This window comes from Desertimonas flava, from assembly GCF_003426815.1.
In the GTDB taxonomy this organism is placed as follows: Bacteria; Actinomycetota; Acidimicrobiia; order Acidimicrobiales; family Ilumatobacteraceae; genus Desertimonas; species Desertimonas flava.
In genome coordinates, this window is the sequence record NZ_QKYK01000020.1 from 57,675 (window position 1) to 73,502 (window position 15,828).

General features: G+C 69.9%; 12 protein-coding genes. 6 read left to right on the forward strand and 6 right to left on the reverse strand.

The window, feature by feature from the left end:
* Window positions 1-286: 286 nt before the first annotated feature.
* From rpsI to DN771_RS19840, 4 genes are all read right to left on the reverse strand, one after another.
* Complete coding sequence (gene rpsI / locus DN771_RS19825) at window positions 287-682, reverse strand: 30S ribosomal protein S9 (protein WP_116999298.1); 396 nt, start codon at window positions 680-682, stop codon at window positions 287-289.
* Window positions 683-714: 32 nt separating this feature from the next.
* Window positions 715-1,161, reverse strand: coding sequence for a 50S ribosomal protein L13 (rplM, locus tag DN771_RS19830; RefSeq protein WP_116999299.1), 447 nt, complete (start codon window positions 1,159-1,161; stop codon window positions 715-717).
* Window positions 1,162-1,264: 103 nt separating this feature from the next.
* A complete protein-coding gene (locus tag DN771_RS19835; protein ID WP_162942169.1) occupies window positions 1,265-3,193 on the reverse strand; it encodes a peptidoglycan-binding domain-containing protein in 1,929 nt (642 codons plus the stop codon).
* A 485-nt stretch (window positions 3,194-3,678) separates the two neighbouring features.
* Window positions 3,679-5,457, reverse strand: coding sequence for an acyl-CoA dehydrogenase (locus DN771_RS19840; RefSeq protein WP_116999301.1), 1,779 nt, complete (start codon window positions 5,455-5,457; stop codon window positions 3,679-3,681).
* Window positions 5,458-5,692: 235 nt separating this feature from the next.
* Here DN771_RS19840 and DN771_RS30715 point away from each other — a divergent pair, with 235 nt between their 5' ends.
* From DN771_RS30715 to DN771_RS19870, 6 genes are all read left to right on the forward strand, one after another.
* Window positions 5,693-7,360: an ABC transporter substrate-binding protein gene (locus DN771_RS30715; protein WP_162942170.1), complete on the forward strand. Its 1,668-nt coding sequence runs from the start codon at window positions 5,693-5,695 to the stop codon at window positions 7,358-7,360.
* A gap of 83 nt (window positions 7,361-7,443) precedes the next feature.
* Entirely contained in the window at window positions 7,444-8,505 is a 1,062-nt protein-coding gene (locus DN771_RS19850; protein WP_116999303.1) for an ABC transporter permease, read from the forward strand.
* Between the two features lie 9 nt (window positions 8,506-8,514).
* The gene (locus DN771_RS19855) at window positions 8,515-9,492 is read left to right on the forward strand and encodes an ABC transporter permease (protein ID WP_116999304.1); all 978 of its coding nucleotides are present in this window, start codon (window positions 8,515-8,517) and stop codon (window positions 9,490-9,492) included.
* A complete protein-coding gene (locus DN771_RS19860) occupies window positions 9,485-10,648 on the forward strand; it encodes an ABC transporter ATP-binding protein (protein ID WP_227462418.1) in 1,164 nt (387 codons plus the stop codon). The genes DN771_RS19855 and DN771_RS19860 overlap by 8 nt, the downstream gene beginning before the upstream one ends.
* The gene (locus DN771_RS19865; protein WP_116999305.1) at window positions 10,645-11,658 is read left to right on the forward strand and encodes an ABC transporter ATP-binding protein; all 1,014 of its coding nucleotides are present in this window, start codon (window positions 10,645-10,647) and stop codon (window positions 11,656-11,658) included. The genes DN771_RS19860 and DN771_RS19865 overlap by 4 nt, the downstream gene beginning before the upstream one ends.
* Before the next feature lie 209 nt (window positions 11,659-11,867).
* Entirely contained in the window at window positions 11,868-14,033 is a 2,166-nt protein-coding gene (locus DN771_RS19870; RefSeq protein WP_116999353.1) for a DEAD/DEAH box helicase, read from the forward strand.
* Window positions 14,034-14,041: 8 nt separating this feature from the next.
* Here the strand turns inward: DN771_RS19870 and DN771_RS19875 are convergent, their stop codons facing one another.
* Window positions 14,042-15,484, reverse strand: coding sequence for a hypothetical protein (locus DN771_RS19875; RefSeq protein ID WP_116999306.1), 1,443 nt, complete (start codon window positions 15,482-15,484; stop codon window positions 14,042-14,044).
* Window positions 15,485-15,529: 45 nt separating this feature from the next.
* Window positions 15,530-15,805 carry a GlsB/YeaQ/YmgE family stress response membrane protein gene (locus DN771_RS19880; protein ID WP_116999307.1) on the reverse strand — a complete coding sequence of 92 codons (276 nt, stop codon included), beginning with the start codon at window positions 15,803-15,805 and terminating at the stop codon, window positions 15,530-15,532.
* Between the last annotated feature and the right edge of the window lie 23 nt (window positions 15,806-15,828).

Below are 15,828 nucleotides of genomic sequence, written 5' to 3' on the forward strand. Positions count from 1 at the left end.
CGCACCCAACCCCCCAACCCCCGCCGCCACCACACCAATCTCAACGCGTCTTCAACACGAAGACCTAGCAACCGCCCAACGCGCCAATGAAGACCGGTAACAAAGCGACCAACGCGAGCGCGCCGAAGGGGGATGCTCGAAGGGGGATTCCCCCCTTCGATGCGGCGACCAGCGCAGCTTGCTGCGCCGCCGCCTCTTTCAACTCTTCAGCGCGAGCGAAGCGAGCTCGAACCAACTCGCCGCAGGCGGCGAGGGAGCGAAGCGACCGACGCCGCCGAGGACGAAATCAGCGCTTGGTGAACTGCTTGGCCTTGCGGGCCTTGACGAGGCCGTACTTCTTCGACTCCTTCTTCCGCGGGTCGCGGGTGAGGAGTCCGGCCTTCTTGAGCGTGGAGCGGCTCTCGGGCTCGACCTCGGCGAGGGAGCGGGCGAGGGCCATGCGCATCGCGCCGGCCTGGCCACTGACGCCGCCGCCGGTGATGGTGGTGTCGACATCGAAGCGCTCGGTGGCCTCGAGGACCCGCAGCGGCTCGACGGCCTCCATGCGGTGGGCCGGGGTGGTGAAGTAGGTCTCGAACGGACGACCGTTGACCGTGAGCACGCCGGTGCCGGGGCGCAGACGGGTGCGAGCGATGGCCTCCTTGCGGCGGCCGGTGGTCTGGGTGAGCGGTGCGGTGGCCATGACGGGTGCCTTCTTCTCGGATGCTTCTCGGGTCAGCGGGCCTTGGCGCCGTCGATGACGAGCGGGGCCGGGGACTGGGCGGAGTGCGGGTGATCGGGGCCGGCGTAGACCTTGAGCTTGGTGAGCATCTGGCGGCCGAGCGGGCCCTTGGGCAGCATGCCCTTGATGCTGTTGCGCACGGCGTCGGCCGGCTTGGTGGCGAGCAGCTCGGCGTAGCTGTTGGACTTGATGCCGCCCGGGTAGCCGCTGTGGCGGTACACCCGCTCACGGTCGGCCTTGCCGGCCGACAGCACGACCTTCTCGGCGTTGACGATGACGACGTGGTCACCGGTGTCCATGTGCGGAGCGAAGACCGGCTTGTGCTTGCCCCGCAGGACGCGGGCGACCTCGGTGGCCATGCGGCCGAGGACGAGGCCCTCGGCGTCGACGACGTGCCAGTCGCGCTGGATCTCGTTGGCTTTCGGGGTGTACGTGGGCATTGTCGGAGACCTTGTCTGTCTGGCGTCTTCGTCGGCTCGACTGGAAAAGAGAACCGGGCAAGGTTATCGGCGCCGAGGCCGGATCGGCTACGGGCGGGCCAGGTCAGTCGCCGACGATGTAGCAGCGCACCCGGCTGGCGTCGATTTCCGTGATCGTTCCGGCGCCGGGGTCGAACTGCCAGGCCCGGACGGCGGGGCGATAGCCGTCCACCTCGACGTCGTCGGTCACCGCGGCCATGGTCATGTCGTGCGTGCCGTCGAGCTCGCACTCCCCGAACTCGACGAACTGCCCCGGCCCCACGGGCACATCGATGGCCGCGAGCACCGTCTCGGGCGTCAGCGTCCCATCGGGATTGCGTCCGTCCGCTCGCGTCAGCCACAGCATGTGGCGCTCGCCGGCTCTCACGTACTGCCCGCCGAAGAAGGGCGGCTCGTCGCTGAGGCCGAGGACCCAGCCACCCGCGTTCTCGAGTCCGGGGATCGGCGACCCGTCGGGAGTGTGGATGGTGCCCGCTGGCATCTGCAGCTCGAACACGAGACCGACGTAGGACGCCGCGTCGCCTCCGGTCGGCGGGGCCGGCGCCGTGACCTCCCACGGCTCGATCGTGCCGTTGCCGTCGGCATCCGTGCCGGCCGGGTCGCCCGTGTAGAGCGCAGCCCACGTGTCCGGGCCGACGAGGCCGTCGACTTCGAGCCCGGCGGCCTGCTGGAAGTTCCGCACGGCCTGCTCGGTGGCGGGGCCGAAGTAGCCGTCGGCGTCGATGCTCTGCCCCCGCTTGTTGATCTGCTCCTGGATCGCCCGCACGGCGGGTCCCTTGTCGCACTTGCGCAGGGGGTAGGCGTCGTCGGCCTCGACGTAGGTGCAGCGGGGCACGGTGGTCGTCGTGGCTGCAGTGGTCGCAGGAGCGGTCGTGGAGGTGGGGGTCGGGGCGGCGGGTGGTGCCGGGCTGCCGTTGCGGTCGAGCGTGGCCGTGATCCCCGCCGCGCAGCCGGCGTCGGCGACAGCCGGCTCGGCAGCGGCGGTGTCGATCACGAGGACCCGCGCCGCCGGCTCGTGAACGGGGGCCGTGTCGGAGTCGGCGGGGTCGGGATCGTCGGCGAACGTGCCGACCCAGAAGCGGCCGTCGAAGTCGGCATGCAGCAACCAGCCACCGGGGTCGCCGAGATCGAGGCGCAGCGATTCGGTCCCGGTGGCTGCGTCGGCGACCACGACCGACCAACCGCCGACCATCTGCTCGGACTCCATGTCCCAGTCGGGCGCTTCGACCCACGCCCAGGTGGGTGCGGTGGCACCGGACGGGATGGCGGCGACCGGCCAGATGTGGAGTGGCGGCTGGGCGTACTCCTCCGGCGTGACGGGCGACGGCCAGTCCTCCAGCCGGTTGCCGGCTGCGTCGGACGTCGAGAAGGCCTCGCTGAGGTCGGCGAACGCACCTTCGACGACCCGGCCCGCGCCGATCGTGACGCTGTTGACGCCGTACTCGATACCGCCCGCCGGTCCGATGTCACGCTGCTCTCCGTCGGCGAAGTCGACGAGGACGGCGCCGTAGGCCTCCTCGTCGTCTCGCTCGCCTATGACATCGACGATGGTCGCCGCCGTGCGTCCGTCCAGCCAGCCGGCCGAGAGCAACCTGACACCGCCGGTCGCCGCGCGTACGGCTTCGGTGGCTCCGGGGGCGATACGGAAGACGTCCATCGGCACGCCGTCTCCGACGTCGGCCTCGGCGGGCGCGGTCGTGGTGACGTTCTCCGTCGGCGACGACGGGACCTGGGCCCACACCGTGCCGTCCGGCCCACGGACCGCGATCGTCGGCGGCGCGGCGAACGCCGGGACGTTGAGGCGCTCGGTGCCGCCGGCCCGCTCGATGGCCACGCCGGACGCATCGGCCACCACGAAGGCGACACCCTCGGGCACCGCCTGGCAGATGGTGCCGGTGGGCGAGGCGGAGGCCGGCGCCGCCGAGACGCCACTGGCACCGGCCAGGGCGGCGGCGAGCGCGGCGACGGTCGATCCGATCGGGACGGCACGCATGGAGGCCTTCATACCCCATTCAGAGCATCGGCATCGTCCGATCGATTCACCCTGCACCTCAACGGTTGGTGCCTGGAAGGTTAGCGGACAGGGCACGTAGTTGTCGGTGAGGCGATGGGTGATGTGGATCATGACGGTGACCTCCCCAGTCGGGACATGGGTGTTCCCGTCACAAGAACACGGGCCATACGCACGACCGGTGGATCGTCACTCTCCGCGCGTACTCCCGGGCACTCCCTCGCCGCGGGGACACCTCAGGTACGAACGGGAGGGTAAATACCCCACCGAAGCGTCCGGTATCTACTCTCCGGTCGGGCGGGCCGGGTGGCCGGTCACTGCCACGTGCGGACGGGAGGGTACATACCCCACCGAAGCGTCCGGTATTTACCCTCCGGTTGGGACGGCGACCAGCGGACGGCCCTCCGCCTCGCACGGCCTTTCCGCTCACCTGCCTGGCATCAACCGTGAGGTGCAGACCGTCGGGGTCAGAGGGTGGCGGCGAAGAGGTCGGCCGGGCCGGCGGTGACGGCGTCGGCGAGGCCTGCGGCCTGCGGCAGGAGCTGCGTGGCGTAGAACCGGGCGGTCACGAGCTTCTGGGCGAGGAAGTCGGCGTCGAAGCCGGAGTCGCCGGCCTCGGCGAGGAGAGCAGCGGCGAGGGCCGACTTGGTGAGCATCCAACCGCCGGTGACGATGCCTGCCATCTTCAGGAACGGGGTCGCGCCGGCGAGGGCGTTGGCCGGATCGGCCAGGCCGTTCACCTGCAGCCACTCCACCGTCGACCGCAACGTGGCCGCGGCAGCGGCCAGCCGCTCGCCGAGGACGGCCAGGTCGCCACCGGCGGCGTTCGCCTCGGCCGCCGTGGCGTCGATCTCGGCGAGGAAGTCGGCGATCACGCCGCCACCCCGCAGGCCGAGCTTGCGACCGACGAGGTCCATGGCCTGGATGCCGTTCGTACCCTCGTAGATCGGGGCGATGCGGATGTCCCGGTAGTGCTGGGCGACGCCGGTCTCCTCGATGAAGCCCATGCCGCCGTGCACCTGCACGGCCAGCGACGTGATCTCCACGCCGAGGTCGGTGCCCCAGCCCTTGGTAATCGGAGTGAGCAGGTCGGCTCGCTCCTTGGCCGCCGTGCGACCGGCCTCGTCGGGGTGCGACTTGGAGAGGTCGACCGCCTCGGCGTTGGCGTAGGCGATGCAGCGCAGCGCCTCGAGCTGCGCCTTCATCGTGAGCAGCATCCGGCGGACGTCGGGGTGGGCCACGATCGTGTCACCGAGCTCGCCGTTGACCGGCCGGCCCTGCTGGCGCTCGTGGGCGTACGCCAGCGCCTGCTGGTAGGCGCGATCGCCGACCGCGAGGCCCTCGATGCCGACCGACAGGCGAGCGTTGTTCATCATCGTGAACATGTAGCGCATCCCCTGGTTGGGCTCGCCGATCAGGTAGCCGACGGCATCGTCGAACGCCATCACGCACGTGGGGCTGGCGTTGATGCCCATCTTGTCCTCCACCGACACGCACTCGACGGCGTTGCGTGCGCCGAGGGTCCCGTCGTCGTCGACGAGGAACTTGGGCACGATGAAGCAGGAGATGCCCTTGGTGCCGACCGGCGCATCGGGCACGCGGGCCAACACGAGGTGGACGATGTTGTCGGCGAGGTCGTGCTCGCCGTAGGTGATGAAGATCTTCTGGCCGGTGATCCGCCACGTGCCGTCGTCGGCGGGGATCGCCTTCGTGGCCACGGCCCCGACGTCGGAACCGGCCTGCGGCTCGGTCAGGTTCATCGTGCCGGTCCATTCACCCGTCACCATCTTCGTGACGTACACCTCTCGCTGCTCCTCGGAGCCGTGGTGCAAGAGCATGTCGATGGCGCCCTGGGTGAGCAGGGGGCACAGCGAGAAGGCCATGTTGGAGGCCGTCAGCATCTCCTGCATGGCGACCCCGACGAGCCACGGGAAGCCACCGCCGCCGTACTCGGGCGGGAACGGCACGGCCGGCCAGCCGGCGTCGACGTAGCGGCCGTAGGCCTTCTGGAAGCCCTCCGGCGTGGACACCGTGCCGTCGTCGTTGCGGCGGCTGTGCTGCACGTCCCCGACGCGGTTGAGCGGGGCGAACTCGGCCGAGAAGAAGCGCCCGGCCTCGTCGAGGATCCCGGCCACGGTGTCGGGATCGGCGTGCTCGTAGCCCGGACGCGCGGCGAGGCCGGCGAGGTCGGTGACGTGTTCGAGCACGAAGCGGATGTCGGTGAGCGGCGCGTTGTACGCGGACATGTCGTCAACGCTAATCGTCGGACGTCCGTGCACCGCCCGGCCCGCCTGCGACATCCGGCAACCCTGTTCCACTCATCCCACGATTTGAAACGCGCGGGCCGTACAGGCACTAAGGTCTCGCCACCACATTGACCGGCGGGTCTCAGGAACCCGTCGGCAACGCAAACGAGCCGCGTCCGGCGGCAATGAACATGGACAAGGGGAGAGCATGAGACGCCATGGGCGTACTACTGCGATGGGACTGGCTGGAGCCGCTCTCGTCGCCACGGCGATCGGCGGCACCGCCCTCGCCTCCACCGCACCGACCGAACCCGCCGGCAGCGAAGCGGCCGCCGGTGACCTGCTGTCGTACGACTTCAGCGACACGTGCGGCACCGAGACCAACGCCAGCAACATCGCCAAGCTCGAGGCCACCGACGCCAGCACGTTCGTGCTGACGCTGTGCAACCCCGACGTGGCGATCCCGGCCAAGGTCGCCTTCTCGGCGCTCGGCATCTCGCCCAGCGAGCTGGTCGGTACCGATCCCACGCAACTCGTCGAGAACCCGGTCGGCACCGGGCCCTACACGCTCGGGGCGTGGGAGCGCGGCAGCCAGATCGTGCTCAACGCCAACGAGAACTACTGGGGCGAGCCCGCGCTGGCCAGCACGGCGGTCTTCCAATGGAACCCCGAGGGCGCCCAGCGACTCGTCCAGCTCGAATCGGGAACGGCGGACGGCATCGACAACGTCGGCACCGACGACTTCGAGCGCATCGCTGCGAACCCGGCTCTGCAGATCGTCAACCGCGACCCGCTCAACGTGTTCTACGTGGGCTTCAACGTCGACATCCCGCCGTTCGACGACCCGGTCGTGCGCGAAGCCATCGCGATCGGCCTCGACCGTCAGCGGCTGATCGACAACTTCTACCCCGAGGGCTCGATTCCGGCCACGCAGTTCCTCCCGCCGGCCATGCCGGCCTACGAGGAGGGCTTCGTCGACTTCGAGTACGACGCCGAGGCTGCTGCTGCGATGATCGCCGAGGCGTACCCCGACGGGCTCGAGGTCGATCTGAGCTACCGCGACGCCGCTCGCGGCTACCTGCCGCTCCCGACGCCGATCGCCACCGACATCCAGGCCCAGCTGGCCGAGATCGGCATCACGGCCAATCTCGATCTGCAGGAGTCGGGCACGTTCATCGACAACGCCAACGCCGGCACGCTCGGCTTCTACCTGCTGGGCTGGGGCGCCGACTTCCCCGATCCGTCGAACTTCTTCGACTACCACTTCGGCCCCGGTGCCAGCACACAGTTCGGCACGCAGTTCGACGACGTCACGAACCCGATCGCCGAGGCCGCGATGACGGTCGAGCCCGAAGCTCGCGCCGCTCTCTACGCCGAGGCCAACGCGGCACTCGCGGAGAACATCCCGATGGTGCCGATCGCTCACGGTGCGTCGGCCATCGCCTACAAGACCGAGGTCACCGGTGCGCACGCCAGCCCGCTCAGCAACGAGAACCTCTCGGTGATGGGCATCGAGGGCCAGGATCAGTTCGTGTTCGTCCAGAACGGCGAGCCCGCCGGTCTGTATTGCGCCACCGAGACCGACGGCGAGTCGCTCCGCGTGTGCGAACAGCTGGTCGAGTCGCTGCTCGCCTACGAGATCGGCGGCACGGAGACGATCCCGTCGCTCGCCGAGACCTGGGAGCCGAGCGAGGACCTCACCACGTGGACCTTCCACCTGCGCGAGGGCGTCACGTTCTCCGACGGCACGCCGTTCGACGCCAACGACGTGGTGGCCAGCTACTACACGCAGTGGGATGCGGCGTCTCCGTCGCACGTCGCTCGCGAGGGCAGCGAGTTCTACTACTTCTCGGCGCTGTTCGGTGGCTTCCTCAACCCGCCGCCTCCGGCGGAAGAGGGCTGAGGTCCTGCTGACCGCCTGACCGAAACGATCGTCGGGGCGGGCCGCGAGGCCCGCCCCGACGATGTTTTGCCCCTCATCCCACCGTGTTTCGCTTCGTCGTCCACCGACTCATCTCATCGATCCCGGTTCTCTTCGGGATCGTGGTCGCCGTGTTCTTCCTCGTCCGCGTCATCTCCGGAGACCCGTGCCGCGCCCAGTTGGGCGAGCGGGCCACCGACGAGATCTGCGACCAGTTCACCAAGGACCTCGGCCTCGATCGGGCCATCCCGGTCCAGTTCGCCCGCTATCTCGGCGACCTCTTCACCGGGGACTTCGGCAATTCGCTCCAACAGCGCCGTGCCGTGTCGACGATCCTCATCGAGCGCCTTCCGACCACCATCGAGCTGGCGGTGCTCGCCCTCTTCTTCGCCATCCTCATCGGTGTCCCCCTCGGCGTAATCGCCGCCTACAAGCGCAACTCGGCGGCCGACGTCGGCACGATGATCGTCGCCAACGCCGGCGTGTCGGTCCCGGTCTTCGTGCTCGGTCTCGTCGTCCAGTACCTCTTCGCCGTCACGCTCAAGGACTCGTTCATCTCCCTGCCCCCCTCAGGTCGACTGTCGCCGGGACTCGTGCCCGAGCCGTTCTACGAGACGTGGGGGCTCGGCAAGAACGGCGTGTTCGACTTCATCTCCAACTTCGAGGTGCTCAACGCGCTGCTGCAGTGGAACTGGCGCATCGTGGTCGACGCCGCCCAGCACCTCATCCTTCCGGCGATCGTCGTCGGCACGATCCCCCTGGCGATCATCGCCCGCATGACCCGGGCGAGCCTGGTGGACGTGCTCGGCCAGGACTACGTGCGCACGGCGCGGGCCAAGGGGTTCAAGGAGCTCGTGGTCGTCCGCCGCCATGCCCTCCGCAGCGCTCTTCTGCCGGTGGTCACCGTCGTCGGCCTGTCGCTCGGCAGCCTCTTCGGTGGCGCCATCCTCACAGAGTCGGTGTTCGGCCTGGCCGGGGTGGGCAAGACCTTGTCCGACTCGATCTATGCCCGTGACTACAGCGTCGTCCAGGGCTTCGCGCTCATCGTCGGCATCGGCTTCGTGATCGTCAACCTCGTCACCGACTTGATGTACACCGTGTTCGACCCGCGGGTGCGGGTGAACTGAGGCGGTGCCATGACGATCGAGACCGAGCTGGCCACCTTCGATCCGTCCGGACCAGCACCGGGGATCGAGGGCGGCGGGGCCTCTGCGGCGAAACCCACCAAGCGCTGGCGAGAGGTCTGGCGCCAGATCAGCCATTCCTGGTCGGGTCGGGTCGGCCTCGCCCTCGGCGGCCTGATCATCGCCATCGCCCTGTTCGCCCCGCTGCTCGCACCATACGGGCCCAACGAGGTCCTCCTCAGTCCGGCCGACAACGAGGTCAAGCTCGAGGAGCCGTGCATCCATTGGTTGGGCTGCGACAGCGGAGAGGTGCAGCACCTCATGGGTCTCGACGAGAACGGCCGCGACGAGTTCAGTCGTGTCGTCTACGGCGCCCGCACGTCGCTGCTCGCCGGTGCCGTGTCCGTGCTGCTCGCCGTCGCCGTCGGGACGATCATCGGGCTGATCGCCGGCTTCTACGGCGGGCGCATCGACAACGTGCTCATGCGATGCATGGACGTGCTGCTGTCGTTTCCGTCGTTGCTGTTGGCGATCCTCATCGTGTCGGTGCTCGGCCGTGGCGTGATCAACAGCGTGCTCGCCATCGCCATCGTCAGTGTGCCGGCGTATGCGCGCGTGGTCCGGGGCCAGGTGCTGTCGATCCGCGAACAGGACTTCGTCACCGCCGACCGCGCCCTCGGCGTGAGCAACCGACGGATCATCGCCCATCGCATCTTCCCCAACACGGTCACGCCACTCGTCGTCCAGGGCACGTTGGGGTTCGCCACGGCCGTCCTCGAGATCGCCGGCCTGGGCTTCCTCGGTCTCGGCGTGCAGCCACCGACACCGGAGTGGGGCACGATGATCTCGTCCGCTCGAGGTCTCACATTCACGTCGCCTCATCTCGTGCTGTTCCCCGGCCTGCTGATCTTCCTCAACGTGCTGGCGTTCAACCTCCTCGGCGACGCCCTGCGCGACGCCCTCGACCCCCGGAGTGCGGGACGTGAGTGATCAGCCGTCCGACACCAACGACCAGCACGTCGGCGACCAGCACGTCGGCGACCAGCACGTCGGCGACCAGCACGTCGGGATCGACGACGAGGCGCTCGGCCCGGCCGCCGAACTGCTGCACGCCGTGAGCGAGGCGCCGTCCGATTCGGCGCCCCCGCTGCTCGAGGTGAGCGGTCTGCGCACCTGGTTCCACACCCGCTCGGGCGACATCCGCGCCGTCGACGGTGTCGACCTCACCGTCGGCCGCGGCGAGATCCTCGGGCTCGTCGGCGAGTCCGGCAGCGGCAAGAGCGTGACGATGCTGTCGGTCCTGCGCCTCATCGACAAGCCGGGGCGCATCGTCGACGGGACGGTGCTGTTCGACGGCACCGACCTGGCCACGCTCGATCGGCGCAAGCTGCGCGACGTTCGCGGCAACCGCATCTCGATGGTGTTCCAGCAGCCCAACGCCAGCCTGCACCCCTGCTACACGGCGGGCGTGCAGATCAGCGAGGTCTACGAGATCCACCGCAACAGCACGCGCAAGGCCGGTGTCGAGAAGGCGGTCGAGATGTTGCGCAAGGTCGGTATCCCCGACCCCGGCCGCCGGGCTCGCTCGTACCCGCACCAGCTGTCCGGCGGCCAGGCCCAGCGGGTGATGATCGCCATGGCCCTCGCCGCCGAACCCGAGCTGCTGATCGCCGACGAGCCCACCACCGCGCTCGACGTGACGATCCAGGCCCAGATCCTCGACCTGATGCGCGAGCTCCAGGCCGACTCGGGCACCAGCGTCGTGCTGATCACCCACGATCTCGGCGTGGTCGCCGAGATGGCCCACCGCGTCGCCGTGATGTACGGCGGTCAGATCGTCGAGCAGGCGCCGGTCGAGGCGCTGTTCGCCGACCCCCGACACCCGTACACGCGCGGGCTGCTCGGTTCGGTGCCGGTGATCGGCGTGCGCCAGGATTCGCTCACCGTCATCAAGGGCCGCGTGCCGACGCTGATCGATCCCGAGCCCGGCTGCCGCTTCGCCGATCGCTGTCCTGAACGGATGGAGGTGTGCAGCCTCGCCACACCGGCCCTCGTCGACACCGGCGACGGCCGCCAGGTGCGGTGCTTCCTCCACTCCGACGCCACTGTCGAGGAGACGGCCGTCACGATCGGAGCCCGGCGATGACGAGTGAACTGGTCGTCGCCGCGCCGGGCAGCACCGCGCGGGCACCGCTGATCTCGGCCCGAGGCCTCACCAAGACGTTCCCGTTGCGCGGCGGCACGCTCGGACGCGTCGTCGGCGGCGTGCGCGCCGTCGATCACGTCGACCTCGACATCTTCGAGGGCGAAGTCGTCGGGCTCGTCGGCGAGTCGGGATGTGGCAAGACGACGCTGTCGCGGATGCTGCTGCGCCTCCTCGATCCGGACGAAGGCACGTTGCACTTCGCCGGCCAGGATCTGCTCACCGCGTCGCCGCAGGAGCTGCGGGCGCTGCGCCGCAAGATCCAGGTGGTCTTCCAGGACCCGTACTCGTCGCTCGATCCCCGCTCGACGGTCGGCGACTCGATCGCCGAAGGGCTGCGCGCCCACGGTGTTCCCCGCAGCGACCGCGAGGCCCGGGTGAACGAGGTGATGGAGCTCGTCGGGCTCGATCCCGACGTGGCCCGGCGTTTCCCGCACGAGTTCAGCGGCGGGCAGCGTCAGCGCATCGGCATCGCCCGCGCCCTCGCCGTGAACCCGAGCTTCCTGATCGCCGACGAGCCGGTGTCGGCCCTCGACGTGTCGATCCGCTCGCAGATCCTCAACCTGCTGCGTGACCTCCAGCGACGTCTCGGCTTCACGATCCTGTTCGTCTCCCACGACCTCGCCGTGGTCGAGCACCTCTGCGACCGGGTCGTGGTGATGTACCTCGGCCAGGTGGTGGAGACCGCCACCCGTGACGATCTGTTCACCGCGCCGAAGCACCCGTACTCGAAGGCGCTGCTGTCGTCGGTGCCGATCCCCGATCCCGTGGGTCGCAGCGAGCGCAAGCGAATCCTGCTCACCGGCGACGTGCCGTCGCCGGCGAACCCTCCCGACGGCTGCCGGTTCCATCCGCGCTGTCCCGAGGTGCGCGAGACCCGGTGCGCCGACGAGGTGCCGCTCTTGCGAGACATCGAGGGCGGCCACCTCGCCGCCTGCCACTGGGCGGAGTGACACGCGCCTCCGAACGATCGGTGCCAGGCGTGTGCCGTTCACCGATAGCGTGGTGGGCCGAGTCAGTCACTGCCGGGTAGAGGTTTCCGGTCCGAGCTGACCGATCCGCTCCCCGAATCCTCGCTGCGGACCGCCCGGCCGACCTTCGGCCATGTACGCCTTGCCCGCGACGTCCGTCGCGGTGACCGCCCGCGAACCCGGAGCCAGTGATGACCGCCAACGACCCGACCCCCGACCACGCATCCGCGCCCGCCGAGCTCGACATCGACGAGACCGACGTCGACGAGCTCGACGACGAGTCCGACATCGACGACAGCGACGAGTCTGACGACGACGAAGACGACGACGACGAGTCCGACGACGACGAGTCCGACGACGACGACGACGAGTCCGACGACGACGACGACGAGTCCGACGACGACGAGTCTGACGACGACCAGGAGACCGTGACCGACGAGGATCCGGCGTCGCCGACGTTCGCCTCGCTCGGCGTCTGCGCCGAGCTGGTCGCCGCTCTCGAGGCCCTCGGCTACGAGGAGCCCACGCCGGTGCAGCGCGAGACGATCCCGGTTGCCCTGTCGGGCCGTGACCTCATCGGTCAGGCGGCCACCGGCACGGGCAAGACGGCCGCCTTCGCCCTGCCGCTGCTCGAGTCACTCGTCATCGAGGGCAGTCGCCGCATCACCCAGGCCCTCGTGCTGGTGCCCACCCGCGAGCTGGCGATGCAAGTGTCCGAGGCGATGTTCAAGTACGGCAAGGGTCTCGGCGCCTCGGTCATCCCGGTGTACGGCGGCCAGCCCATCGGCCGCCAGCTCGGCCTGCTCGATCGCGGCGTCCACGTCGTCGTCGGCACCCCGGGCCGTGTGCTCGACCACATCAAGCGCGGCTCGCTCGAGCTCGACCACGTCCGCACCGTCGTGCTCGACGAGGCCGACGAGATGCTCGACATGGGCTTCGCCGAGGACCTCGAGGCCATCCTCGGCGCGGTCACCGGCGAGCACCAGACGATGCTCTTCTCGGCCACGATGCCGCCGCGCATCGACAAGATCGCCAAGCGCTACCTCGACCACCCCGAGCACATCACGATCAAGGGCCAAGAGGACACCGACCGCCACCGTCTCGTCAAGCAGCGCGCGTTCGTCGTGCCCCGCCAGCACAAGACGGCCGCCCTCGCCCGCGTGCTCGACATCGAGGCTCCCACGGCGGCCATCGTGTTCTGCCGCACCCGCACCGAGGTCGACATCCTCACCGAGACGCTCAACGGGCGTGGCTACCGCGCCGAGGCGCTGCACGGCGGCATGGACCAGGCCCAGCGCGACCGCGTGATGGGCCGCCTGCGCGACGGCACCGCCGAGCTGCTGATCGCCACCGACGTCGCCGCCCGCGGTCTCGACGTCGACACGCTCACCCACGTCGTCAACTACGACGTGCCGTCGTCACCCGAGACCTACGTGCACCGCATCGGCCGGGTCGGCCGCGCCGGCCGCGAGGGCGTGGCGATCACGATGGCCGAGCCGCGCGAGAAGCGCCAGCTCGGCAACATCGAGCGCGTCACCAAGCGGCCGATCACCGTCGAGCCGGTGCCGAGCGTGGCCGAGCTGAGGGCCCGTCAGCAGGAAGTCACGGTCGCCACCATCCGTGAGGCGTTGGCGGCCGACGATCTCGACGCCTACAACGACCTGCTCAACGCCCTGTCCGGTGACGACAACCTGCGCACGATCGCCCTCGCTGCGATCAAGCTCCTGCACGAGTCGAGCGGGGCCACGGCCGAGGAGCCGGAGATCCCGGTGTGGACCGACCGTCCGCCGCGGGCCGACCGCGATCGGCGCGGCCGCGACGACGGCGACGATCGGCGCGACCGCGGCAGCCGCCCCGAGGGTGGCGACGGCAAGACGGCGTACCTCCATGTCGGCGCCGGACGCAAGGGCGGCATCCGCCCCGCCGATCTCGTGGGCGCCATCGCCAACGAGAGCGGCCTCACCGGCAAGGACATCGGCCCGATCCGCATCACCGAGTTCTCGTCGGTCGTCGGCGTGCCCATCGACCAGATCGACAACGTGATCGAGTCGATGTCGGGAGCGATCGTCCGCGGCAAGCCGGTCCAGGTGCGCCGGTACAGCGAGGAGCCCCGGCGCCCCCGCCCGGGCGGACCCGGCAAGTGGTCCGGCCGCGACGACCGGAACGAGTCACGCGGCAACTACCGGCGCGACGACGACCGCCGCGGCCGCGACAGCGATCGCCGTGACAACCGGTGGGGTGGTGGCAACACTGGTGGCAACAGCGGCGGTGACCGCCGCGACGTGCGCCGTGACGGCCATCGCAAGGGCAGCGGCCCGCACACGTCGGCCAAGGTCAGCCGCCGCCCGCGCGACTGACCGTCCGCCTACGGGGCCGTGCTCCACGGTGGCGCCGTGGTGGGCGGCTGAGTCGGCGGCGGTTCCGTGGGCGGCGGTTCCGTCGCGGGCGGCGCGCTCGTCGAGGGTGGCATGGTCGTCGTCCCCGACGGGTCCCCGTACCAGCAGTCGTTCCAGACAGCGGCGCTCGGGTAGCCGACGGCATGCCACACGTTCTCGTCCGTTCGGCCCCAGCCCGCCTGGCTGTACCACAAAGCCTCCAGGTCGTGGCACATCTCCGAGTCCATCTGCATCGACAGCACCACGTGCGCGTCCGCGACGCACTCCGTGTTCTCCACCCACGAGGAATCGATGACTTCGAGGAGAGGCCGCCCGTCGAACGATGCGCAGGATGGGATCGGCGGAGTGGTCGGACCGCTTCCGCCGCCATCACCGGCGGTCGTGCTCGGCCCGGCGGGTGGGGCCTCCGAGGCGCCGGGCTGGACCGGCAGCGGGAACCGCAGTACGCGGAACGTGCCAGCATCGGGATCGAGGTCGAGCGTCACGGCACCGAGCGGCGTGGCGAAGATGTCTCCGCTTGCGGCGTCGGTCTCGATGCCCCGGAAGGCGAGCGCGGGCCGGCCCGGCGCGAGCTGGACGAGGTAGCGGGTCGTGTCGCCGGCTGGATCGACTGTCGACACGAAGATCGCCCGGTCGTCCCCTGAGAACGACCGGGCGGGCGACAGCGCCGACTCCCACTCGTCGGGGAACGCCCACCGCGTCGTGGCCCCGTCGACCGTCACGTCGGCGTATCGAGGCGCTCCGTCCAGGTGGTCGACCACGTGGGGTACGCCGGCAGCGTCGGAGGTGACCCCGGGGACCGGTCGGCCGGAGACCTCGACCGTGCCGTCGCCCAGCGCCAACTGCGTGGGAAAGGCCGGGTCGAAGGCGACATCGGCGACGACCCCCGGGGCGGCACCGAGCGCGGTGAGGTCGAACACGAGGAGCGAACGCAGCGGCACCGTCGTGTCGGCGTCCGCAGGACGGGCCAGCGCGTACAGACGACTCGTGTCGGCAACCGGTGGCGTCTCGACCACCCAGCCGGCGAGGTCGGTCGTCAGAACGTGCGCCGTGCCGCCGCCGCCGGGGATGGCTGCGACCAGGCGTTGGTTGAACCGGTCGACGACGATCACGCGACCGTCGTCGAGCAGGATCGGAGCGAGCGGACGCGCCGGGTCACACGCATCGCACACCTCGAGTCCGAGCTCGCCGCTGCCGGGGCCGATCGTGCCCTGCCAGATGGTCTCGGGCGCTCCGGGATCGGACACGACCATCGTGCCGGCCACGTCCACGATCTCGCCCGGCGGCGTGGTGGCGGCGACAGGAACCGCCAACGCCAGTGAGCCCAGGGCGCTGACGAACAAGATGCCGACGATCTGCGACCGCGGACGACGCGGCCAGCCGGTCCTCGGCTGCCGCAGGTCGAGACTCACAGCGGTTGCCTCCCCATCGACCCGACGGTAGTCCGTTGTCGCCGGCTATCGCCGCCGACGCCCGGAGCTTCCGCGGCGTCCGGCGACCGCTTGCAGCACCAGCAGCAACAGGCAGGCGCCGGCGAAGGCGACGAGCAGTGAACGCAGGCTGAAGTCGCCGAGCCCGTCGCCCAGCGCCGCCTGGGTGATCGCCCCACCGATGAGCGCGCCCAGCACGCCGACGATGAGCGAGTAGAGGCAGCCACGACGCTGCTCGCCGGTGACGCGGATGGCCAGACCACCGGCGACGAGCCCGACCACGATCCAGCCGAAGATGTTCATGGCCGACGACGTTACGGCGTCGC